This is a genomic window from Rhodanobacter glycinis (genome assembly GCF_006438785.1).
Classification (GTDB): domain Bacteria; phylum Pseudomonadota; class Gammaproteobacteria; order Xanthomonadales; family Rhodanobacteraceae; genus Rhodanobacter; species Rhodanobacter glycinis_A.
Window position 1 is genome coordinate 59,130 of record NZ_RCZB01000002.1, and the last position, 23,745, is coordinate 82,874.

The 23,745-nt window shown below is 62.2% G+C and carries 16 protein-coding genes and 1 pseudogene; 11 read left to right on the plus strand and 6 right to left on the minus strand.

Translation table 11 applies throughout. The features are described from left to right. Positions 1-9: 9 nt before the first annotated feature. The 4 genes and pseudogenes from EAH75_RS08390 (at position 10) to EAH75_RS08405 (ending at position 8,790) form a co-directional block, all read left to right on the plus strand. The gene (locus tag EAH75_RS08390) at positions 10-924 is read left to right on the plus strand and encodes an RHS repeat domain-containing protein (protein ID WP_140805142.1); all 915 of its coding nucleotides are present in this window, start codon (positions 10-12) and stop codon (positions 922-924) included. A 395-nt stretch (positions 925-1,319) separates the two neighbouring features. After that, positions 1,320-1,690 (plus strand): annotated as a pseudogene (locus EAH75_RS08395) (transposase); the annotation flags it as partial. A gap of 261 nt (positions 1,691-1,951) precedes the next feature. Then, positions 1,952-7,801: an RHS repeat protein gene (locus EAH75_RS08400; RefSeq protein ID WP_140805144.1), complete on the plus strand. Its 5,850-nt coding sequence runs from the start codon at positions 1,952-1,954 to the stop codon at positions 7,799-7,801. 17 nt (positions 7,802-7,818) lie between these two features. Further along, complete coding sequence (locus tag EAH75_RS08405) at positions 7,819-8,790, plus strand: RHS repeat-associated core domain-containing protein (protein WP_140805146.1); 972 nt, start codon at positions 7,819-7,821, stop codon at positions 8,788-8,790. Between the two features lie 456 nt (positions 8,791-9,246). Here EAH75_RS08405 and EAH75_RS08410 read toward each other — a convergent pair whose 3' ends face one another. Next, complete coding sequence (locus EAH75_RS08410) at positions 9,247-9,942, minus strand: transposase (RefSeq protein WP_140656452.1); 696 nt, start codon at positions 9,940-9,942, stop codon at positions 9,247-9,249. 187 nt (positions 9,943-10,129) lie between these two features. Here EAH75_RS08410 and EAH75_RS08415 point away from each other — a divergent pair, with 187 nt between their 5' ends. Further along, positions 10,130-10,741 (plus strand): hypothetical protein, encoded by a 612-nt coding sequence (locus EAH75_RS08415; protein ID WP_140656449.1) that lies wholly within the window; start codon positions 10,130-10,132, stop codon positions 10,739-10,741. Between the two features lie 337 nt (positions 10,742-11,078). Then, a complete protein-coding gene (locus EAH75_RS08420) occupies positions 11,079-12,707 on the plus strand; it encodes an FAD-dependent oxidoreductase (protein ID WP_140805148.1) in 1,629 nt (542 codons plus the stop codon). 114 nt (positions 12,708-12,821) lie between these two features. Here EAH75_RS08420 and EAH75_RS08425 read toward each other — a convergent pair whose 3' ends face one another. The 3 genes from EAH75_RS08425 to EAH75_RS08435 all read right to left on the minus strand — a co-directional run bounded on the left by EAH75_RS08425 (position 12,822) and on the right by EAH75_RS08435 (position 16,232). Next, positions 12,822-14,135: a glycoside hydrolase family 2 gene (locus EAH75_RS08425; RefSeq protein ID WP_140648201.1), complete on the minus strand. Its 1,314-nt coding sequence runs from the start codon at positions 14,133-14,135 to the stop codon at positions 12,822-12,824. Between the two features lie 17 nt (positions 14,136-14,152). Continuing rightward, a complete protein-coding gene (locus EAH75_RS08430) occupies positions 14,153-14,866 on the minus strand; it encodes a DUF4440 domain-containing protein (protein WP_161596294.1) in 714 nt (237 codons plus the stop codon). A 172-nt stretch (positions 14,867-15,038) separates the two neighbouring features. Continuing rightward, positions 15,039-16,232 carry a serine hydrolase domain-containing protein gene (locus EAH75_RS08435; protein ID WP_140648203.1) on the minus strand — a complete coding sequence of 398 codons (1,194 nt, stop codon included), beginning with the start codon at positions 16,230-16,232 and terminating at the stop codon, positions 15,039-15,041. Between the two features lie 291 nt (positions 16,233-16,523). Here EAH75_RS08435 and ggt point away from each other — a divergent pair, with 291 nt between their 5' ends. Further along, positions 16,524-18,338: a gamma-glutamyltransferase gene (gene ggt, locus EAH75_RS08440; RefSeq protein ID WP_140648204.1), complete on the plus strand. Its 1,815-nt coding sequence runs from the start codon at positions 16,524-16,526 to the stop codon at positions 18,336-18,338. A 289-nt stretch (positions 18,339-18,627) separates the two neighbouring features. Next, complete coding sequence (locus EAH75_RS08445; protein ID WP_140805152.1) at positions 18,628-18,897, plus strand: hypothetical protein; 270 nt, start codon at positions 18,628-18,630, stop codon at positions 18,895-18,897. A gap of 174 nt (positions 18,898-19,071) precedes the next feature. Here EAH75_RS08445 and EAH75_RS08450 read toward each other — a convergent pair whose 3' ends face one another. Next, positions 19,072-19,590: a potassium channel family protein gene (locus EAH75_RS08450; protein WP_140648206.1), complete on the minus strand. Its 519-nt coding sequence runs from the start codon at positions 19,588-19,590 to the stop codon at positions 19,072-19,074. Positions 19,591-19,851: 261 nt separating this feature from the next. Between EAH75_RS08450 and EAH75_RS08455 the strand changes: the two genes are divergently transcribed. Both EAH75_RS08455 and EAH75_RS08460 read left to right on the plus strand, forming a co-directional pair. Beyond that, a complete protein-coding gene (locus EAH75_RS08455) occupies positions 19,852-20,676 on the plus strand; it encodes a class I SAM-dependent methyltransferase (RefSeq protein ID WP_140805154.1) in 825 nt (274 codons plus the stop codon). Between the two features lie 173 nt (positions 20,677-20,849). After that, complete coding sequence (locus EAH75_RS08460; protein ID WP_140805156.1) at positions 20,850-21,893, plus strand: tetratricopeptide repeat protein; 1,044 nt, start codon at positions 20,850-20,852, stop codon at positions 21,891-21,893. A 145-nt stretch (positions 21,894-22,038) separates the two neighbouring features. Here the strand turns inward: EAH75_RS08460 and EAH75_RS08465 are convergent, their stop codons facing one another. After that, positions 22,039-22,953: a hypothetical protein gene (locus EAH75_RS08465; RefSeq protein WP_140805158.1), complete on the minus strand. Its 915-nt coding sequence runs from the start codon at positions 22,951-22,953 to the stop codon at positions 22,039-22,041. Between the two features lie 262 nt (positions 22,954-23,215). On the opposite strand from EAH75_RS08465, the gene EAH75_RS08470 reads away from it, so the two are divergent. Then, positions 23,216-23,731: a DUF3016 domain-containing protein gene (locus EAH75_RS08470; protein WP_140649527.1), complete on the plus strand. Its 516-nt coding sequence runs from the start codon at positions 23,216-23,218 to the stop codon at positions 23,729-23,731. Positions 23,732-23,745 lie beyond the last annotated feature (14 nt).

Consider the following 23,745-nt stretch of genomic DNA (forward strand, 5'->3'; position numbering starts at 1 on the left):
TGCGATGCCATGAACAAGTTGACCCGTTTATTGATCCTGACCGGCTTATGGCTGCTCGGTGCGGTGGCGCATGCCGGCACGGTGACGTATGTGTACACCGACCCGCAGGGCACGCCGTTGGCGGAGGCCGATGCCAGCGGCAACATCACGGCCCGTTTCGACTACGCGCCGTATGGTACGGCGGTGGCGAGCATGAGTCCGGCGTCGGATGGGCCGGGGTATACCGGGCATGTGAATGATCCGGACACCGGGTTGGTGTACATGCAGGCGCGCTACTACGACCCTGAAGTGGGGCGGTTTTTAAGCGTGGATCCAGTAGAGGTGAAAGCGGGAGATGGGTTTACATTCAATAGGTATATTTATGGGAAGAGTAATCCGATATTGAATGTAGATCCGAACGGACAATTTCCGCTTCCATCAATGCTGTTTCAGCTCGATTGGTTTCATAATGTAGTGAATCAAGCAACAGAGGAAACCGTTGTGCAGCCTGCCAAATTCGCCTACAAGAAATTTGATGAAAATTTCAAAATTACGGCTTCTGTTGGGGGAGTCGCCGGAAGGTTTGGAGCTGTAGGTGAGGTGGATGTCTTGCACAGGGATGAGATGAGCGTAGCTCCAGTATATGGGGAGGGTGCTAATGTGAGTCTAGATGTGGCTCCGAGGCATGGATTGACGTTTAATATATTTGGTGGAAGTTCTGAGGAATCTAATTTAAAATTATCGGCAAACGCGGAGGGTGGTGATGTATTTCACGCGGGAATTTCGTTGTCTCTAGACACTAATGGGAATGTCACCTTAACGCCTAAGGTCGGCTTGGGTTTTGGCGAGTTGGCGACCGGGAAGATTCACGATATCCCGGTTCTTGTGGCGCCTCAAGTGGACCTACAGAAGAAAGGTAATGATGCTTTTTGGGGCGACAGATAATTATGAACGGAAATGAAATTCTTTGGATAATGTGGTTTTACATCGGATCGCAATATTTATTTTCCCGGTATGCTGCACGTGAGCTCAACAGGGAGGATCCTGATTATTTCAATTTGAAGTCTCCTGGTGGAAAATTCACCATCGGCATGAAAACGTCCTTGTCAGTGACTGGCATGATATTCGACACCGATTTGCCGTCTTCGGATTACAGTAAGGCGTTGAAGAATAAAATTTACGTGGCGAGGTTGCTATTTGCTATGACCGTGCCATTGCTATTTCTGCTTTTGTTTATTTGAAGCCAAGCAAAATAGGCAGAACTGGATTGACGATTCCCGTAATCTTGATCCACGCATAACCAGAGGTCTCCGGGCAAACTAGCCCCAAGAAGGCCCACGATGCGTAAGAGCAAGTTCACCGAAAGTCAGATCGTCGCGACGCTGAAGCAGGTCAAAGGCGGTCGCCAGGTCAAGGTTGTGTGCCGCGAGCTGGGCATATCGGACGCGACCTACTACGTATGGAAGTCCAAGTACGGCGGCATGGAAGCGTCGGACGTGCAGCGGTTGCGGGGCGTCGAGGCGGAGCATGCCAAGCTCAAGCGCATATATGTCGAGCTGGCGATGGAGAACAACGCGCTGAAGGATCTCATCGCAAAAAAGTTGTAGACCCGGCGCACAAGCGCCCGCTCATCTCGTGGCTGACGGACTGTCACGACTGGAGCGAGCGCCGGGTTTATCAGGCGGTAGGGCTGTCGCGTTCGATGGCGCGGTGAAAATGGTGTCAGGGACATTTCCGGTTTCTGTGCGCGAGATCAGGTTCTCAACGCGACGCTGAGAGCTCGGCCAGCTTGGCGATGGCGTTGATATTGCGCGCGGTGCCGATTTGGCGGCGGGAATTGTCAGGCCTGAGTCGATCAGGCCGTCGCCGTAATGCAGGTAAGTTTCGCGCGAGCACTTGACTAACTCAATCTCTGAGGTTCCCATGGGACACCCACCGCGCAACGCGTCGGGCTGACAGGGGAAGTAGGGAAATGTTCAAGCCAAAGGGACGGTTGGCCCGTCTGTGCCTTTTCGTGTGCATGGCGCTGTCCATGTCCGGTGCGCTGCACGCGCAATCGACGGTGACGCCGGAAGACGAGTACAAGAAGCTGATCCGCGTCAGCGAAGACATCCAGCCTCTGGGTGCCACTCCCTTCGGCGAAAGCGTGAGTCTTTACAACGGTAGCCTGTCATTCGATCAGACCGACGTCAGCCTTCCGGGCAATGGGCCGCTGCTGCAGCTTTCGCGCTCGTACCACTTGAGAGAGGCGAAGGAATCCGAATCTATCGATGGCGCCTTCTCCGACTGGGATATCGAGATTCCGCGCATCACCACGATGACGGCCGACCAGGCCAATGTCACCGGCTGGCTGATCAACGAACCCAATAGCACCGCGCGATGCACCTTGTTCGGACCGCCCCCTACGGTCGCTGCACAGATAGGAGGAGCGGATTGGGAACCGACGACCTGGTGGACCGGCTACCAACTCATCGTGCCGGGCAGCGGCAATCAGGACCTGCTCAGCCGCACGAGCGAAAATACGCTTTCGCCGAACATGAGCGGGATGACATTTCCGATCGTCACCAAACAGAACTGGATGGTGAAATGCGGGGTCCTGACCGATAACGAAACCAACGGTGGCGAAGGCTTCCTGGCCATTGCTCCGGATGGCACGAAGTACACCTTCAACCATCTCGTCTATCGCTGGGCGCCGAACATGAACCGGCCTTACGGCTCCGACCCCATGAGCCTGCAGTCGTTTGGTATGCAGCCGATGGCGGCGGTGGATGATTTTCTCCGGCGCCGGCAGGCGTCGATGCTGGTCACGCGAGTCGAGGATCGCTTCGGCAATTACCTGATCTACCACTACGACGGGGCGAATCTGACCGCCATTACCGCTAGCGATGGTCGCGCGCTGAACCTTACCTATGTGCCGGGAACGTCGCGCATCGACAAGGCCACTCTGCAAGCGTCCGACGCTACCCTTCGAGAATGGTCGTACGACTATGGCACGGACGTCTATCACGTATTGAAAAAAGTCACGCTTCCCGACAACACGTCGTGGTCGTTTGACATGGCTGACTTCCTCGCTTCGGACATGAACCCGGCCGGCGGCACCTGTTCCACGGCAGCCCAGTTGTCCACCGATACATGGATCGGCAGCATCACGCATCCCTCCGGCCTGGTGGGTAGTTTCCAGGTCAAGGGCATGGTCCACGGACGGTCGTATGTGGTCCGATCATGCAACGGCACCGGCTATGACACGCCAGGAAGTACGGCGGCGATTCCCCGGGTGTACTACCAGCTGACGCTGGTACAGAAGACTTTCAGCGGTGCGGGAGTGCCTGCCGAAACGTGGCACTACGCCTACTCGCCAGCCAACGAAAGCTGGTTGCAGGATTGCGCCAGTGGCTGCGTATCCACCATCTGGACGGATGTCGTGAACCCAACGGGTCAAGCGACCCGCTACACCTTCAGCAATCGCTTCGATGCCACGGAAGGGCAGCTCCTCGCCACCGATTTCTATAGCGGTGCCGTGGGTACAACGCTACTTCGGTCGGAAGACAACGACTACGCGGCAATCCCACCGGCCACTGAAGCATGGCCGTGGCCGTGGCCCAAACGCTATGGCAGCGTTCTCCAGTCCCGCATGAACCGGGCACAGGTCGAGCTGTCGGCGCCACAGACCGTGCGCACGATCAGCCAGGATGGTGACATTTACACGTGGCAGGCGGAGGCGTTCAATGCCTACGCTCAGGTGACCCAGACCAAACGTTTCAACTCGATCGCCGGGCAGAGCGCGATCGAGGAGCAGACCAGCTATCTCAATGACTCTGCGCTTTGGGTGTTGGGCCTGCCGTTGCAGGTCACCAACAACACGACGGGTGAAGTCGAGTCGAGTAACACCTACAACCCCAGCAACGACACGCTGCTGACGCGCGCCCGTTTCGGTCAGCCGCTGATGAGCTACACGTTCAACAGCACGGGCCAGCTGGACAGCTTCACCGACGGCAACACCCACACCACCACCCTCGGCAACTACAAGCGTGGCATTCCGCAGACGATCGGCTACCCGGACGGTACCAACGAGACGCTGACCGTCGACGACTTCGGTCAGATCAGCGCGATCACGGATCAGGCCGGTCACACCACCAGTTATGGGTATGACGGCGTCGGCCGGATCACCGGGATCACTTATCCCAGCGGGGACGAGGTCGCATGGCTGCCGAAGACGTTTACCTACGACTTTGTCACCAGCGCCGAGCGCGGTGTGCCGGCCAACCACTGGCGGCGCACTGCCGCTACCGGCAGTGCCAAGGCGGTGACGTACTTCAATGCGATGCTGCAGCCGGTGTTGAGCGACAGCGCCATCGGTAGTGCGGTGCAGGCGAGCACGCTGACGACCTACGACGCGAAGGGTCAGAAGATCTTCAGCGCCTACCCCAGTGCCACGGCACTGACCTTCTCGCTGAGCCCGACGATTGATGGAAGCACGACAACGTATGACGCGCTGGGGCGCGTCACCCAGGTCGCGCAGGATTCCGAGCTAGGCCCGCTGACCAGCATCACGGCCTACCTGTCCGGCGCGCGCCAGCAAGTGACCGACCCCAAGGGCAAGGTCACCACCACCAGCTACCAGGTCTTCGATTCGCCCTCATACGACGCGGTGACGAAGGTGCAGGCGTCGGCCGGCATCACCCAGACCATCGCTCGCGATCTCTACGGTAATCCGCTCTCGATCACGCAGTCCGGGCTCTACGGCACCGAGACCAACAGCGTGACCAAGACGTTGACCTACGACCCCTATCACCGCCTGTGCCGCACGAGCGAACCGGAGAGCGGCAGCACGGTGATGGCCTACGACAGTGCCAACAATCTGGCATGGAGTGCCGAAGGCCTGGCCATCACCGGCACCGACTGTGGCCAGGACCAAGTGGCCACGGCCGCCCGGACCACGCGCACCTACGATGCGATGAACCGGGTCCTGACCATCCTGCCGCCAGTGGGCACGAACACGCAGAGCACCCAATACCATTACACGCCGCTGGGTCAGCCGGATCACGTGGTCTCGGGCACCACGACGTGGGATGGCGCATACAACTACCGCGGCATGCTGACCGGCGAGAGCCTGCAAGTGACTGGCCAGAATGCTTGGGGCATCGGTTATGCCCACGACGCGTACGGCAGCCTCAGCCTGATCCACTACCCGGACGGCGAGAACGTCAGCTATGCGCCCGATGCGCTGGGGAGGCCTACCCAGGTGAGCGGTTATGCCAGAGGTATCGGCTACTTCCCCAACGGGCAAGTGTCGGAGTTCATCTACGGCAACGGCACCGCGTATGCGGCCGAACAGAATGGCCGTCAGCTGTTGAGCAATTTCAGCTATGGCGCGGGTGCGGCGGCGCAGCTCAGCGAGGACGTGAGCTACGACGCGAACGGCAACATCACGAACGTGACCGACCTGGCCGGTGGCCCGCGCACCAAGGCGTTCAGCTACGACGACCTCAACCGGCTGAGCACGGCCACGGCGACCGGTCTGTGGGGTAGCGAGGCGTACACCTACGACGCGCTCAACAATCTGCGCAGCCGCACCAGCGCTAGCCAGACGTCTACCTACAACTACGACCCCAGCAACAAGCTGGCCAGCATCACCAACGGTGCCAGCACGGTCGACAGTTTCCAGTACGACAACCGCGGCAACGTCACCAGCAAGAACGGCGCGATCCTGGCGTTCGACCAGAAGAACCAGCTGACCCAGATCGTCGGTTACGACGACTACGCCTACGACGCGGCCGGCCGGCGGGTGATGAAGACGCCTACCGGCGGCACCCCGACCTACTACTTCTACAACCAAGCCGGGCAACTGTTGTACCAGTACGAGCCGGTCAGCAACAAGGCGACGGGCTTCATCTACCTGGGCACCAAGATGATTGCCCGGAACAGCCTGCTCCTGGTGATCCCTGACACCCCTGCCTCGATCACCGTGCCCGGGACCAGCGGCGGCAGTTACACGGTGAGCTGGGATGATTCCGCCAACGCAGCCAGCTATGTGCTGGAGCAGAGCCTGAATGGTGGGGCCTGGACCTCCGTATATACGGGTTCCGGCCTCAGCCAGACGATGCATCAGACGGCGAACGGCAGCTACACCTATCAAGTCAAGGGATGCAATGTAGTCGGCTGCAGTGGTTACCGCGCCAGCACGCCAGTCGTGGTGACCTTGCCGCCCACGTCAGCGCCCACCGTAAGCATCCCCGCGACCAACAGTACGGGGACCTATACCGTGAGCTGGAGCGGCGTCGCCGGAGCGGCTACCTACATCCTGGAAGAGCAAATCAATGGGGGTAGTTGGACCACACAGCAGAACACCAGCGCCACCAGCGAGACGTTCAGTGGCAAAGCCAATGGCAGCTATGGCTACCGCGTACAAGCAAGTAATGCTGGAGGGTCGGGGCCCTTAAGTACAACCCAGATTGTCGTGGTGGGCCTGATCCCCGCCACGCCACCGGCCCCACATATCACCGTCAGCGGTCCCGACTGGAAGCCGGTCTTCGCTTTGACCTGGAGTGCCATGCCTTGGGCGACGAGTTACGAGGCGGCGGAGACCGATGCTAGCGGGGTCAACACGTTCTACAGCGGGCCGGCCACCTCCGCCAGCATCCTTATCCTGGACGAGGGCGCGGTGAGTTTTCAGGTGCGTGCATGCAGCACGTACGGTTGCTCGGCGTGGAGCGCCAGCACCGGCCATGGCGGTTCGGCGCCTACGGGAATACCGACACTCAGTGTTCCGGCGAACAGCAGCACGGGTAACTACACCGTCAGCTGGACGAGTGTCGGCACAGCAACGCGCTACACACTGCAGGAGCAAGTCAACGGCGGCGGCTGGACCAGCGTGCAGAACAGCACAACCAACAGCATGGCAATCAGCGGCAAAACCACGGGTAGCTACGACTATCGCGTGGAGGCGTGCAATACCAATGGCTGCGGCCAATGGAGCGCCGTCGGAACCATCGTCGTCGGCCTGATCCCCGCCGCGCCGCCGGCTCCGCATATCACCGTTAGCGGTCCGGACTGGAAGCCGGTCTTCGCCTTGACCTGGAGCGCCATGCAGTGGGCGACGCGCTACGAGGCCGCGGAGACCGATGCCAGCGGGGTCAACACGTTCTACAACGGGCCGAACACTTCCGCCAGCATCGTCGTCCTGGACGAAGGCGCGGTGAGCTTTAAGGTGCGTGCGTGCAGCGCAGCCGGTTGCTCGGCGTGGAGTGCCGACACCGGCCACGGCGGTTCGGCGCCTACGGGGATACCGACGCTCAGCGTGCCAGCAAACAGCAGCACGGGTAGCTATACCGTCAGTTGGACCAGTGTCAGTACAGCAACGAGCTACACGCTGCAGGAGCAGGTCAACGGTGGGGGCTGGACCAGCGTGCAGAACAGCACAGCCACCAGTAGGGCAATCAGTGGCAAGACCACCGGTAGCTACGGCTACCACGTGGAAGCGTGCAACGCCAATGGCTGCGGCCAATGGAGCACCGTCAAAACCATAGCGGTCGGGGTAATTCCAGCCGTGCCAGGCACGCCGGCCGTGCATGCCTCGGGTCCGAGCAACAAGCCAGTCGTTACCGTAAGTTGGGGCGCGGTGGCTGGCGCGACCAGTTACACCGTCGAGGAGACCGATCCGGGAAGCAGCGTCGGCGACACCTTTTACAGTGGTCCCAATACCTCCGCCAGCTCGCTCATTTTCGCGACCGGGTCGGTGAAGTTCCGCGTAAAGGCGTGCAATGCCACCGGTTGCTCGGGGTGGAGCGGTTATGGCTACGTCACGCTGCAATCTGACTTGTGAGCCAGGGAGGCCATGCGATGAAAAATTTTAAGAATCTGCTGCTGTTGGCGCTGTGGCTGCTTGTTGCGACGGCACATGCCGGCACGGTGACCTACGTGTACACCGATCCGCAGGGCACGCCACTGGCGGAAGCCAATGCCAGCGGGACCATCACGGCGCGGTTCGACTACGCGCCGTACGGGCAGTCCGTCACCAGCATGGGGGCGGCGCCGAACGGGCCGGGATATACGGGGCATGTAAATGATCCCGATACGGGATTGGTGTATATGCAGGCGCGTTACTACGATCCTGAAGTGGGGCGGTTTCTGAGTGTGGACCCGGTAGGGGTGAAAGCGGGTGCAATCTTTGGGTTTAACAGATATGACTACACTAAAAATAACCCGATAAAAAATGTCGATCCCGATGGAAAAGCTCCGCAGTCGCCGATTCTAGCCCAGCTTACATACGCCAGAAATTATATTAATAATGCATATGAGAATGCGGTCGTGACTGTGGGTAGCATTTTTCTCAATCAATCTCGGCGAACTAGCGTTTCACTGAATGGCACGATTATACGAAATGGTATTGCTGGTGTGACCGGTTCACTGGGACTTGCTAATGCAGGGGATAGTTTGGGTGTGACTTATTTTGGAAAGCCAGGTGTTGAAGTAAGTGTGGACGTAAAATATAGGCTCTTTACAATACCCGTTGCTAAGGATTCCAAGAACGGGCCGTATGAACTAACGGCACACGCGACTAGTCACGATGGATATTTGGGGGGTGGAGGGGAGCTTGTCTATAATTCTGGGGGAACACTCTCAGGTTATTTAATGGTCGGTGTTGGCAAGGGAGACGCTGCTTACCTAGGTTCAGCCAATTATGTGGGGACGAGCGAATCTAGCGATCAACAAACTGAAGACGAGAGGAAGCAGCAAGCTATGATGGATGAACAATATTTGCGAGAGACAGCAGGTTTTGGACGCCAAAATACAGATATGTTGAGAAATTAGATTTGAAACTTCATAGTTGCTTCGACTAATCTGAAAGAAACCCAGTTTATTTAAGTTTTTAAATCGACGATGTTTCGATAATTTATTGATCCTCAATTATGGACGGTAAAATACATGTCAATTGTATTTTTCTTGAGTTTTATATCGACCGTAACATATATGATTTTAGCAAAATATTGTATGGAAAAAATAAGTGAGTTTGATGATGAAATGACCGGTGATTCTACAAGAAACTCAAGTGTTTTGATGAAATATATTTTCTTTATAAAGTCCACTGATAATCATCATAGTTTGAATGGCTTGTTATGGAGTGCCAGGATATTTTTTTTAATCGGATTATCCTCGTATATAATTTTGGTGGCGTTAATAATTTTTGATTGATGTCCTGTCGAATCCAGGATTTGAGGGGCCGATCGCCGGTGAATTTAAGGGGACGAATTTAAGGGGCGGAGGTAATTAAATACCGTCCTTTGTTCTTGGCCGGCCGCGTGGCCGACAGGCTGCAGGCCTTCCCAGCGTTTTCTCGACCATGCGCTGGAAACGTTCGTCTCCGATGACGCGTTCCTGATTCACGTGTTGTCGAATGCGGGCAAGGTCGTCGTCGGCAATCCCTTCCTGCAACCATGCCCGGTAGGCGCTGCATCGTTCGTCGGGCGTGGAGCCCAGTGCCAGATAGAGGGGATGTAGCGTAATCAACGGATCATATGCCTGGCCGAGATGCTTGTGGACGCTTGACCAGCGATAGTCCTGCGGACTGGCCGTCATGGCGGCGCGAACAGGATTGAGTTCGATGTAGCGCATCACGGTCAACAGGTAGCGTTCGGTTTCGACCAGGCAGGATTTGAACCGGCCTTGCCAGAGCGCGCCGCAGCGTGCATAACGATAATTGAACGCCTGGACGTAGTTCTGACCGACGGCGCGCATGGCTAGGGACAGAGCGCCGGGTCGCGGTGAGGTCAGCAGCAGATGGAAATGGTTGTCCATCAGCACGAAAGCATGAATCTGGATCGCATGCTTTTGGCAAGCGTCGCACAAGAGCCGGCGAAAATGATGTCGGTCCTGATCGTCCAGGAAGATGGCGCCACGATTCACGCCACGCTGAGTTACGTGCAACGGGACGCCGGGGAGCTCAAGTCGCGGCAGTCGCGGCATGGCTGAATTCGCAATGGAGAAGTCGGGTGCCAGCTTGAGGCTGTAGGCTACGTCCGTCTGCAAGCGGTGGCGCCGGCTATGAGTAAGGTTGAGCCGTTTAAATACCTCCGTCCCCTTAAATTTGTATTGTGGCGCCGGGAGCGTATCTTGCACGGGAACGCGATTGATCTTGCTCAGGGAGGACGCGATGAATCAACAGCAGCGCATGTTTTTGGAGCAGTTCGAGGCAATGCAGACGAACCTGCTACTGCAACGCTATCGAAATGGCGGGTTGGTGCCGGATGCTGAAGTGGCGTTGCTATCGGTTCTTGAAGGCCGAGGCTACTCGCGCGATCAAATTGACGAAGCTGGGCGGGTCGGAGATACCGCTGCCGCGAGGCATGAAATTGCGGAGCAAGAGAAAGCACAACGCATCGAAATGCGGCGAGTACGGCAGTCGGCGGATCCCGCTTTCAAGCGCTTCAATCTTGCTTTGAAGTGCGTGGTGATTCCGGTCAGCGCATTCTTCCTGCTCTTGGCAATTCCTCTCCTGGGCAACTTCATTGTCATTGGAGGTGCGGGACTTCTTGGCTGCAACACGGGCGAGAACGATGTTCATCCGTGCATGGTCCTAGGTTCTGATGTCGGAAGCTTGATCTATGGTTACGTTGTGGACGTCTTCGTTGTTGGAGGTCTCAACCCGTTTCTTGCGGTGATGGCGTTCTTTGGGTTCTTGCGCACCCCGTTTGGTGCCAGTTGGTTGCTCACTGTCGTGGGCATATTTGTGGCGAGAGAAATTCGTCGACAGTCTTTCCGTTGACCAAACAAAGCAGTGATAGGGCTAAGCGGGTCAGAGCCCGTTCCTCGTTAGGTCCAGGCAGGTAACGACGACGCGCGTGCGCAGCGGGGGCCAACTGAGCCACCTCAGGGTCACTTACTGGCGAGCGGCCTGTCGTCCCCCGACTCACCGTTGCACAGGGACTCCGGGTAGAACGGCGGGCCATCGTGGTCCGCCCTTTTCAGGGAAGCCTGAACAAGGGCCGGAAGCTGCCGAGCGTCGTCACTATCGGCCGCGTTATGATCACCACATGTGATTTCCCCGATAGCCGTCCATCCGGTAGGCGACGTGCTGGAACGCATCGCAAAGGCGGAATTCCATGGAATCGATCGGCGACGATTTGCGAGTCATGCAGCGTACCCCGCTGGCCCCTGCGCACGTTGCCGCGTTGCGTGAGGCGGGTACGCAGGTGGTCTACGCGGCCGGCAGCTACCTCGCGCGCCCGGGACAACTGGCCGATCGATTCGTCTATGTCCTTGATGGCGAAATCGAGGTCGTCAATGCCTACACCGATGAGCGTCATCTGCCATCGACGCTGGGGCCGACCCAATTCATGGGCGAGATTTCGTTCCTCAACGGCGGCACCTTCTCCATGCCGATGCGTGCCGTGCGCGATACGTCCGTGATCGAGGTGCCGCGTGCCACGATGCTGACGCTGATGTCACAGATTCCCGAGATGTCGGACATCATCATCACCGTTTTCTCCGCGCGCCGCCGCCGGCAGATCGAGCAACGCGACAGTGCGCTGGTGCTGATCGGCGAGGAGCTGGACCGCGATGTCCGTTGCATCGCCGAATTCGCCACTCGCAATCGCATTCCCTACAGCTCGTTCGAGCTGGGCAGCGCCGAGGCGGACGCCGTGGCTGCCACGTGCTCGCTGGCGCCGGGCCGTCCCGCGGTCATTTTCGGGCGGGACACGATCGTGGCCGATCCCACGCCGGACAAGGTCGCGCGCCTGCTCGGGCTCAACCTGGATCTGGTCGATGACGAGGATTTCGACGTGTTGATCGTCGGCGGCGGGCCGGCGGGTGTGGCGGCCGGGGTCTATGCGGGTGCCGAGGGGCTTTGTGCGCTGGTGACCGAGGACATCGCGATCGGCGGCCAGGCGGGTACGTCGAGCCGGATCGAGAACTACATGGGTTTTCCGACCGGTATTTCCGGCGCCGACCTGGTGTGGCGCGGCGAAATCCAGGCGATGAAGTTCGGCACGCGTTTCGCCATGCCGCGTCGCGTCGCGCAGCTCGAGGTGCTGGCGGACGGCAGCTTCTGCGCCACCTTCGACAACGGCAAGCGGATTCGGGCCAGGGCGGTCGTGGTGGCGACCGGCGTGCAATATCGCCGTCTGCCGATCGAGCGGCTGATCGAGTTCGAGGGCGCTGGCGTTTACTACGCGGCGACCGAAATCGAGGCCCGCTACAGCAAGGGAACGGAGGCGATCATCATTGGCGGCGGCAATTCGGCCGGCCAGGCGGCGATGTTCCTCAGCCGAACAGCGAGCCGGGTGCGCCTGCTGGTGCGCGGTCGATCGTTGGCGGCATCGATGTCGAGTTACCTGTCGAGCCGGCTCGAAGCGGAGCCGACGATCACGATCGAATACGGTGCCGAAGTCAGCGCGCTGCACGGCAGCGACCACCTGGAGGCGGTGACGATCCGCAACACCGCGCGCGGCAGCGAAGAAACGGTGCCGACCCGGGCGCTCTTCATCATGGTCGGTGCCGCCCCCAATACCGACTGGCTGACGGATCTGGTCAAGCTGGACGACAAGGGCTTCGTGCTCACCGGCGAGGCGGCGGGCGCAAGCTCGCCCTTCGCCGCCTCGCGGCCGGGCATCTTTGCGGTGGGCGACGTGCGCAGCGGATCGGTCAAGCGCGTGGCTTCGGCCGTCGGCGAGGGATCGGTGGTGATATCGAAGGTCTGGGAATTCGTCGATCGCGGCGGCCGCATCTGATCGGGCGCGACCAGGAACGGAGTCGCCATTTCGCCGCCGGCAGTGCGCCTGCTTGTGTAGTGGCCCGAAAATGATGTCGGGGCCAATTTGAACGTTCCGGTAATCGTCCCCGTCTCACCGCCGAACAGGGGCCCCTGGTAGAGCAGCGGGCCATCGTTGCATCCGGTTCGAAGACAAGGTGCGCACGATCAGAACGGCCAGCAGCGGAATGGCGACCGCGTAGGCGTACTGGGTTCGCGACACACCGATGCCGAGCGGAAACCAGATGCCGGGGATGCCGATCGCACTCAGCTCATCGGGGAACTGCGCGATCAGGACCCACGCCATCGTGGCGAGCGCCGTGACGCGCATCGGGCCATCGCGAACCATGCGCATGGCAATCAGTACGAGCAAGGCGAGCAATCCGAGTCGACTGACATGGGTCAGCGCCGTGACATGCATCGCGCCACCGGCGACACCGGCGACGGCCAGCGCCAGGGCAGCGACGTCGATCGTCCGCCAGGCGCGCGGGCACCAGCGGTTCCAGGCGAGCGCCCACGCGGCCATGCCGAGGGGCGCCAATAGCGCGTTCATCCACCACACGTAGGCGGGCAGGCTGAGCAGGTCGGTCCACGCGTAGGTCGGGTTCTCCAGGCGCTTCAACGCCGAAAGCACGAGCGCGATGCCGGCAAGCGCGAGGAAGCCTGGGTGGCTGCTGCGTCGCCGGAACATGAGCCCCAGGCCGGCGAGTGCGAACATGGCGATCGGTTCGATCAGGTCGACGATGTAGCCCGCGATCGTGCGCCACCATTGCACGCGGTACAGCGCATGGCTCTCCGGTCGCGGCGCGAGCAGGGGCGCGATGTGCATGCCGCCACCATCGGCGCTGGCGTCGTTGCCCGGTTGCATGTACGTGCGGATGGCGAGCACGCCGCGGGTGCCGGGCGCATCGGCGGGAAGCGCGAAAAGCATCGGTCGCGTGCCGACGACTCGGGGCGCGGCGCCGAGCCGGCCCGATCCGCCCAGCCGCGCTCCGTTCCAGTACAGCTCATAGCCGTCGTCGACGGCGGTCGGGCCGAGAAGGTCCCATGCGCGGTTTCCGGAAGGCACCGTCACCATGCGGCGATACCAGGCATACCCTCGATAGCCGGGATGGCCGTGCGACATCCATCCGCCGACGTAACCGGGCAGGCCGACATCGGCGTCGTGGCTACCGGGCGGAGCACTCAGGTCCATCGTTTCCCAACCACGGTCGTCCGTGTTGGCGTTGGCCCATCGCAAGTCGTCGCCGATGCGGAACCGCCATGCGCCGTCGAGGTTGCTGGTGGCCGCGCGCAAGCGGGGTGGATCGGCGCGGCCTCCCACCGCCAGGGTGACGATCACGACAGCCAGCGCAATCAGCGTCGCCGCGATGATTCCGGCCAGGAGGCCTCGTTGGGTCCTGTCCATGCGAACCGGTGCTTTGCTCAGCTGCGCGCGAAGTGCTGGATGTCGTGGCCGGCTCGACGGACGTCGAAGCCGGTGATGCGGCCATCGGCGTTGCGGGCGAAGACGAATCGCACGCGCGGCATACCGGCCCGGAACATGACGTCGCGGGCCTCGGCCAGCATCGGCACCGGCTTGTTGTCGCGACCGATGCTGACCAGGCGGTTGCCTTGTCGCTCGATTCGCATCGCATGCCCGGGAGCCAGCTGGTAGGTGCCGACGTACGGGTCGAGTTCGCCCGTCGTCAACTGGATGGGCGGCGGTTCGACCGGCACCTCGATGGTCTGGCTGGACACCAGCTTCCAGCTGCCGTGTTTGCGCAGCCACACTTCGGTGGAGCGGAAACTGTCGTGCGCGGTCTGGCCGTAGGTGACGAAGGTGGCGTTGTCGGTGAAGCTGGTTACGGCGACGTCGCCATGCAGTGCGACATGGAAATCCGACTGGACCAGGGTGTTGCGCGTACCCGCGGGCGGCGGCGACGCGCCTGCGACGATATCGTGCTTGTTGGACAGCGTGCCGTCCTCGCCCATGAACACCACATTCTCGTCGAGCAGCTTGTCCAGCGTCTTGGCATCGCCGCTCGCCGAGGCGTCGGAGAAAGCCTGCGAGAGGCGGGTGATCGCGGCGGTGTCCGTCTCGGCAGCCCGCGCGCCCCCCGTGGCGACGAGCGCCGCAACCAGCATGAGTCCTTGCATGCAGCTTTGGCGCATCGTGGCATCTCCGGTGGGCAGGTGGCGAAGCTTAAGCACGCCGTCGTGGAATCAGCGCGTGCAGGAAGTCATGCGTTTGCAGACACCACGGCAGATCGACGATCGTTCGACTGGCGTTCTCGAGCGTCGACTCTGCCTTGTGCTTTGCGTTGGTAACTCAGTGCGCCAAACCCTCCTCGACCGCACTGAAAGCCGACTTCCCTCCCTTGCGTTCGTCCGGCATCCCGGTAGCGAACCAGACCACGCCGGTGCCGCTTTTGCGATCCACCCAAACGCCGGCTTGCAGTCCATAGGCGGAGCCGGAATGACCGACGCGCGCCACGCCGTCGCCAAACGGGTCGTCGCGACAGCCCTTCACCGGTGTGGCCAGCGTCTGGACGGCCAAACCGTAACGGCAGAAGAAGCCGAAGTCGACGTCGCCGGTATCTTCCTCGTAGGTCTGGCCGTTGCCGAGCCGGTATTGCCATTGCGGGGTGATCATCGCCTGCACGGAGCCGGGCTTGAGCAGGCGCTTGCCGTCGATGCTGCCGTTGCCCAGCAGCAATCGGCCGATGCGGACCAGGCCGTTGGCGGAAATGCGCAAGCCGCCCTGCGGTGAGAACAGGGCGCCGTTTTCGCCGGCGCGCCAGCGCGACAGGTCGCAGCTGCCGTCGCCGGCCGGAGTCACCGGGCAGTCGGGCTTGTGGCCGTGGTTGTCGTCCTTCACCGGCTTGCCGTCGGCGTCGTACAGCACCACCGCGCGGGCAGCGGTCGCCGCATCGCAGCGATCCCAGTTGAAACAGCCGTCGATGGCCAGCGGCTTCAATACCAGGCGTTCCATCAGCTGGTCGAAGCGCTCGCCCGTAGCGCGCTCCATGATCTGCGCCACCAGGGGGAAATTGAGGTTGGTGTAGCGGAAATAGGTTCCCGGCGCATGCTCGGTGTCCCAGGCGCGCGGATCCTCGACGATGTCGCGCAGCTTTCCACCCAGCGGCGTCTGCCAGTAGCCGGCGCCATCGGTGAGGCTGGAGCGGTGCGACAGCAGCAGCCGCAGGGTGATCGGCGTCTGTGGAAAGGCCGGGTTGCGCAGGCGCCAGCCCAGCAGGTCGGAGGCATCCGCATCCAGGCCCAGCTTGCCGGCCTCCACCAGTCGCATGACACCCAGGGTGGTGACCAGCTTGGAGATCGAGGCGATGCGTACCGGATCGTCCGCCGTGATCTTGCGGCCCGCGGCCTTGTCCGCCAGGCCATGGACCCGCGTGGCCGTGATGCCATCGCGATCGAAGGCCACGCGTACCGTGGCGACGGGTTCGCCGGCGCGCGCATCGGCGCAGAAAAACAACAACAGGCAGACGATCCAGCGCATGGCCATGATCCACTCCAGCTGACGGGGCCGGAGCCCCTTGGTCGGTGACGCATTGGTGTGACGCCGATGGAGCAAACCAGATCTACAGCGCATTTTCAAAAGCGTGACCCCGCCGCCGGTGTGACCGGACGAACCTGGCCGATCATCGGTACGGGCAGGTCGTTATACAGACTGATCCATACATCGCAAGCAACCTGCTCGCATGCTGCGCGAACCGACCGGCACGGATGATGCTGCTTTTTCATCACGCGCGCAGGTGTGGCTATGCTTGATCCGATCCACGCCGAGAGTGAACCCATGTCCGATCCGAACACATCGCAACTCGATGCCAGCGCAGCCGCACACGCGGAGGCGCTCCACGGCAGCCGATGGAAGCGCCGCGCCCTGCTGGCGGCGACGCTGGCGGCGTTCAGCGCACTGGCCTGCGCCCAGAACGTCAATCCGGACGAGACCGGCCATGAGCCGGTCGGCACCCGGGCCGCACTGCAGAAGGCCAGGCCGGTAACCGCCCGACACGCCATGGTCGTCAGCGCGCAGCACCTGGCCACGATGGTAGGCGTGGACATTCTCAAGCGCGGCGGCAATGCCGTGGACGCCGCCGTGGCGGTCGGTTTTGCGGAAGCCGTGGTGCATCCGTGCTGCGGCAATATCGGCGGCGGTGGGTTCATGACCATCCACCTCAAGGACGGTCGCAACCTGTTCCTCGATTTCCGCGAGAAGGCGCCGGCGAAAGCCACGCCGACGATGTTCCAGGACGCCGACGGCAACGTCGTCGAGGGACGCAGTACCGACAGCTATCTCGGTGTGGGCGTGCCGGGCACGGTGATGGGCTTCGATACCGCGTTGAAGCGCTACGGCACGATGTCGCTGCAACAGCTCATCGCGCCGGCCATCAAGCTGGCCCGCGACGGCTACGTACTGGAGCAGGGTGACGTCGACAGCCTCGACTCGAGCACCGGCGCTTTTGCGAAGCATGCCAACGTGGCGGCGATCTTCCTCGACCATGGCAAGCCGTTCAAGGTCGGCGAGCGGCTGGTGCAGAAGGACCTGGCGCGCACGCTTGAGCTGATCGCGAAAGGCGGCACCAAGGCGTTCTACGGGGGTCCGATCGCGCGCGCCGTGGTCAAGGGCAGCGACGCCAACGGCGGCATCCTGTCGCTGCGCGACTTTGCCGGGTACACCGCGCAGTGGGAGAAGCCGATCCAGTGCGAGTACCACGGCTATACCGTGGTGTCGGCGCCGCCGCCGAGCTCGGGTGGCACCACGCTGTGCCTGATCCTGCAGATCATCAAACCTTACCCTCTCGCCAAGTGGGGTTACGGCTCGGTCGACAGCGTGCACTACCTGGTCGAGGCCGAGCGCCGCGCGTTCGCCGACCGCAACACCTACCTGGGCGATCCGGCCTTCGTGCACAACCCGATCGACACGCTGCTCTCGGACGCACACGCGGCCAAGCTTCGCGCCACCATCAAGCAGGACCAGGCCACGCCGTCATCCGAGGTCCAGGGCAGCCTCGGCGCACCCGAAGGCAATCACACCACGCACTACTCCGTGGTCGACAAGGATGGCAACGCCGTCGCCGTCACGTACACCGTCAACTTCCTGTTCGGCAACAAGCAGATCGCCGGCGACACCGGCTTCTTCCTCAACGACGAAATGGACGACTTCACCGGCAAGCCGGGCGTCGCCAACGGGGCCGGCCTGGTCCAGGGCGTGATCAACCGGGTCGAGCCGGGTAAGCGGCCCTTGAGCTCGATGACACCGACCATCGTGCTGCGCGATGGCAAGCCGTTCATGCTCACGGGCAGTCCCGGCAGCGCCACCATCATCTCGTCCACGCTGGGGAGCTTCCTCAACGTGGTCGAGTTCGGCATGAACATGCAGCAAGCCGTCAACGCGCCACGCCTGCACCAGCAGTGGTATCCGGACGTCGTTTACGCGGGCCAGGGCCTGCTCACGCCGGAGTCCCAGCAGGCCCTGGAAGCGATGGGCTACCGGTTCAAGCCGTTCAGCGGGGGCGCGGTCGAGGCGATCCTGTTCAATCCGAAGACCGGCCTGCTCGAAGGCGCCCATGACCCGCGTCGTCCCGCCGGTCTGGCGGCCGGCTATTGATGGGTGCTTGACGCGAGAAAGGCACGCAGGAGAGGGATCAGGTTCATTTTATTCGGACGGCTAAATGGGCTCGCAGGAACAGGAGCGACCACGGGGGTCACAGGGCGCCTCCCATGTGTGCAACAAGCTCTCGCGCCGATTCGAAAGCCGCTTTCGATGGGTCGGGTTCAGATGATCCAGCCGAGCAAGCGAACCTGACCCCGTTCCTGCTCCCGGCGGGCAACGACGGATGTACGTGCGGTGCCGGGTCAACCGGACTATCGTGCCGTCCTGATCACGAAGAACCGCCATGATGAAAAGTTACACGCCACCTCTGACCACGAACCCGCATGGTCCCCTCTACCGCGTGGACAAAGGAATCCGGGCCGCCCAGCAACGGCTGGATGCCGCCATCGACGCGAAGCGACATCACACCAACCAGAATCTCGCCCACGAGGTGATCAAGGAGGCGCGCGAAGGACTCAGGAAGTCCGAGCAGTTGCGCATGCTCAAGATCAAGGAACTCGCGCAGAAGGCCGCGGAGACAGATGAAACTCGAAACCTCGGGGACGGGCGGTAATCGAGGCCCGATGCACGGCATGGCCCTGATCCATCAGCCCATCGGTCAGCGGCTGCCTCCTGTCGCTGGGCGGGGTTGAAACCGTGGTAGTTCCCTCGTGCCGCCCTGCGCGAGCGGCGGCGACAGCAGTTTGCAGGGACAATGCGAGCCGCTCTCGGCGCTCTCGGGATGTGCTCACTCGCGCCGCCAGTACCGCTCCATCTCCAAATAAGTGAACGAGGCGGACCAGGTGATCAGCACGAAGCCGGTCAGCGCCTCGGTGCCCACCAGAAAGCGGATCGGGCCTTCCGGAATCACGTCGCCGAAGCCCACCGTGGAATAGGTCACCGCGGAGAAATACACGTGGTCGAAAAGCGTGCCTGGAGTAATGCCGCGCAAGGCGCCGAAACGCGGATCCGCCCATAGCAGCCCAAACAGCGCGAGTGCAAACACCCAGATCTCGAGCACATGCACCAGCAGCACGCCGAAGATGCCGGCCAGCACCCGCCGACGCTTTTTTCCGCCCATGTGGGGGAGGCTGCGAGAGATGAGGGTGAGGCCTTCGTAATGCAGCAGCACACAGGCCGCCACCGCCACCATGGTGGCTCCCACCACGCCGAGGTTGATGTCCCAGTGGCGGTAGTCGTCAACCTGCACCAACGGTTGCAGGATCGCGGAGGCGTCGCGCCACGCCAGCTCAATCGCTCGCCCCATGTGCTGCCCTCCGTCGATGCCCTTGGCCCGCGTCCGTCAACCCGTGATTCCGACCCTACACCTGATGCGAGTTGAACGGGACCGGCCTGGACGGTGCTATCGTTTTTCATGCAGGCCCTGGCGATGGAAGCCAGCCGCCAACGGTGATCGCGCAGGCCTGCGGGTCGGGCGGTTCGCCGGCCCGCGTCGATGGCGTTCGGCGGTCCGCACGCGCTGCGACCGTCATGCCGCCCAGAGCGGAATTGCGACGAGGTGAGCGCCATGAGTGGTGATCGTGCCGACGCGGTGTTTGCGGGTTCCGTCCCGGAGCTCTACGACACGTGCATGGTGCCGCTGATCTTCGCGCCGTACGCGACGGATCTGGTGAGCCGGCTGCGGCCGAGGCGTCTTTCCCGGGTGCTGGAAATCGCCGCCGGTACCGGCGTGGCGACGCGTGCGATGGCAGCGGCATTGCCGGAAGACTGCACGATCGTCGCCACGGATTTGAATCAGGCGATGCTCGATCATGCCCGCGCCGTGGGAACCGCGCGCGCGGTCGAATGGCGCCAGGCGGACGCGCTGCAGCTGCCCTTCCAGGACGCGACGTTCGACGCTGTGGTGTGCCAGTTCGGGGCCATGTTCTTTCCGGACAAGTCCAGGGCATTCGCCGAGGCGCGCCGGATGCTCGGCAAGGGGGGCGTCTTCATTTTCAGCGTGTGGGACCGGATCGAAGAAAACGAATTTGCCGACGTCGTCACCACCGCGCTGGCATCCGTCTTTCCGTGGGACCCGCCGCGCTTCATGGCCCGCACGCCCCACGGTTATCACGACCGTGAGCGCATCGCACGGGATCTGGCCAAAGGCGGTTTCACCCGCTCGCCGCGGATCGATACCGTCGCGGCGCGCAGCCGCGCGGAGTCTCCCCGGGCGGCCGCCGTGGCTTACTGTCAGGGCACCCCGCTGAGGAACGAGATCGAGGCCCGCGGCGCTGATCGGCTCGGTGGAGCCACCGAGGTCGCTGCGGAGGCCATCGCCAGGCGATTCGGGCGGGACAGTGTCGACGGCAAGATCCAGGCGCACGTTGTCACCGTTGAAGCTGACAACTGACCGGCAGGCATGGCGGCCAGCCAACCGGGTCCGAAAACATGTCAGTGACAACGGCTGAAGCTGGAGATGCCGGACACGGCCCTGCCATCGCGAACGGACTGATCCGGCGCCTGTGAAAGGACTAGACTGGCCTTGGTAAACGTTCCCGCCCCCAGGGCGTGGAGGGTTTCGGCATGGTGATCTGGGCGTACGCAGCAATCCTGGCATGGTCGGTCGCCGTGCCCGCATCGGTCGCGCCGGTCGTGTCGCCGATGCCGCGCCCGGAGCAGGTCATGGCGGTGCCGCCGGAGTTGCGCACGCAACTGCAGCAACAGGTCATTGATGCCGGCGGTTCCGGAAGGTCGCGACTGGAACGACTGGTGGACTTCCTGTTCCAGAAGGCGGGCCTGGGCATGGAGTATTCGGCCGACGCCACGTTGACCGTCGAACAGGCTTACCGCACACGCCAAGCCAACTGCCTGACCTTCACCCTGCTGACCGTGGCGCTGGCGCGCGAGTCCGGCTTGGAGGCCTACGGGCAGGAGCTTGACGACATCGTGGCCTGGCGCGTGGACGGCAACATCATCTACGGGTTCAACCATGTCAACGCGGGAATCACCGTGGGTCATTCGCGCTTCACGGTGGATGTGGCGCGGGAGCTGGTGATGGCGCGCGACCTGCCCAAGCCGATTTCCGACCAGCGCCTGCTGGCGCTCTACTACAGCAACCGTGCTGCCGAGCTGCTTGCCGGTGCCTCGCCCGCGGCGGCCGTTCCATACATGGCCATGGCGTTGCAGCTGGCTCCGCGCTATGCCGGCGCCTGGGCCAATGCCGGCGTGTTGGACCTGCGCCAGGGCGACCCGCGAGCGGCCGAACGCAATTACCTGAAGGCGCTGACGCTCGACCCGAAAAACGCGAGTGCGCTTGTCAACCTGGTGATGCTGTACGGAAACAACGGCGACGAATCGCGCCGCGCCATCTATGCCCGGCGTCTCGAGGAGATCCAGGTGAAAGACCCTTATTTCCAGTTCCTGCAGGCCGAGGACGATGAGAAGCAGGGCGATTACGCGGGTGCCGTGCAGCACTACCGGCGGGCCATCCGTCTCTATGACGGCGACTCGCGTTTCTACCTCGGGCTGGCCCACGCTTATCAGCAACTGGGCGAGGAGCGCGACGCACAGCGAGCCATGAACCGTGCCGCGGCGCTCAGTCGCCACAGCGCCGGGAACAGAAACTAGGGTCGAGCCAAAGCCGGAGTGTGCTCTTCGAGCGGGGCAGGCGGGTCGGAGAAACTGGCCGGGTCGGAACTTCCTTGCGTACAACAGGCTTCCGCGCAGATTCGGGTCCCGGTACCGCACATGGGATCAGCACTCCCGTCCGTTTTCAGTAGAAGCGGATGCCTGGCCTGAGAACGAGCTGGAAGAGCATCAGCAATCCCAGGGCCGCGGCGAACAGGTAGGCGAGAGGCGGCGCGGTGGAGCTTCCGTTGGCTTTGACCTCGCGCACGCGCCAGGCTCCCGCCTGGATCCAGGGGACGCCACAGAGGAGCACCAGCAAGGGCACCACGAGGACCTCGAGCAGTTCGCGCGGAACGCGGAACGGGATGACCAGCGCGGTGGCGAGCAGCGCCGGCAGCGTGATGACGCGGAACACGAAACGCGCGCGGGAACCAGGGCTTTCGACGTGCTCGCCTACATGGGCGAGCTCGAGCGCCGGCCGCCGCAATTGCAGCGCGATGACCGGCATCAGGCCCAGGGCGAGCAGGCCCGCGCCGATGCGCGCGGTTTCGCCCAAGTGCAGGTAGCTCATCGCCATGCCGACATCGCTGCCCGGGCTCAGCGAGCCGATGACGACCTGCGGCAACGCCATGAAGCAGCCGCAGTACGCCATCCAGTAGAGGAACAACCGCGTGCCGTCCGATCGTTTCCGCGGCTGCCCGAGCATCCAGAGGCAGAACAGGCCGACGGCCAGGGTCGCCAGCGCGCCGGTGCCCTGGAACAGGCCGGCAAGCGGATTCGTGCCCTCCCAGCCGTGGTTGTTGTGGTACAGGGTTGGGCGCAGGCCCGGCGTGAGCGCCTTGGGCAGTACCAGGAACAGTTCCTGGATGAAGAACGTCAGGTTGAACGCGAGCACGTAGAGCAGCGTCGACGCCGCCGTGAGCCGCCGGCTTCCGGCGATGGCTGCATGGTCGTCATGGGCGCGGCGAGCGGACATGGCGCCGGCCATCCCCCACGCCAATGGAGCCGCCACGATGGTCAGCGCCGCGATTGCGAGGATCAGCATCGGTCCGGCAGTCATGATCCGCGATCTCCTGAAATGGCAAGGGACATTCTGTGGGCGCATGCCCGCTCGGTCGATATGCCGTCGGTCACGCCGGAGGACCCGCAACGCGAAAGGCAGGGCCTGCCGTTCCCATGCGCCGGAAGCCGCGACGCCCTCGCGCGGCAGCCGGGACTCGTCGCGAAGACGGCCGCGCCACCTGCCTTCCGGGCGGACGTATACTGATCCTCGCCGCTTGACTGCCGCCATAGGCGGCCTGTTCCGCCACGGGAGATCTGCCATGAAATCCTCCCCGCTGCTCCGCTTGCTGTGTGTTGCCTGCCTGGCCCTCGCTTCCGTCATGGCGCGCGCGGCGATACCGCCGGACAACGTCGAAGTTCGCTACAAGGATCCCCAGCACTTCACCGAGATGAAGCGAAGTTTCGGGGTCCACCGGATCCATGCCAACGATTACCTGGAGCCGCTCAAGGTCTACATCGTCCAGCGTGCCTCGCGCATCCTGGCACCGGGCCAGCGGCTGGACATCGAGGTGACCGATGTGGACCGTGCCGGCGAGTACGAGCCCTGGCGTGGCTCCCGTTTTGACGACGTGCGCATCGTCAAGGACATCTATCCGCCGCGCATCGATCTGGACTTCACCTTGTACGGCCCCGACGGTGACGTGCTGCGCAAGGGCCATCGCTCGTTGCGCGACTTGTCCTTCCTCAGCCACAACTTTGTCGCGGACCAGGACTCGTTGCGTTACGAGAAGTCCCTGATAGATATGTGGTTGCGCAAAGGCACCGGGAAGCTCTGAGGATCGGAAAGCGG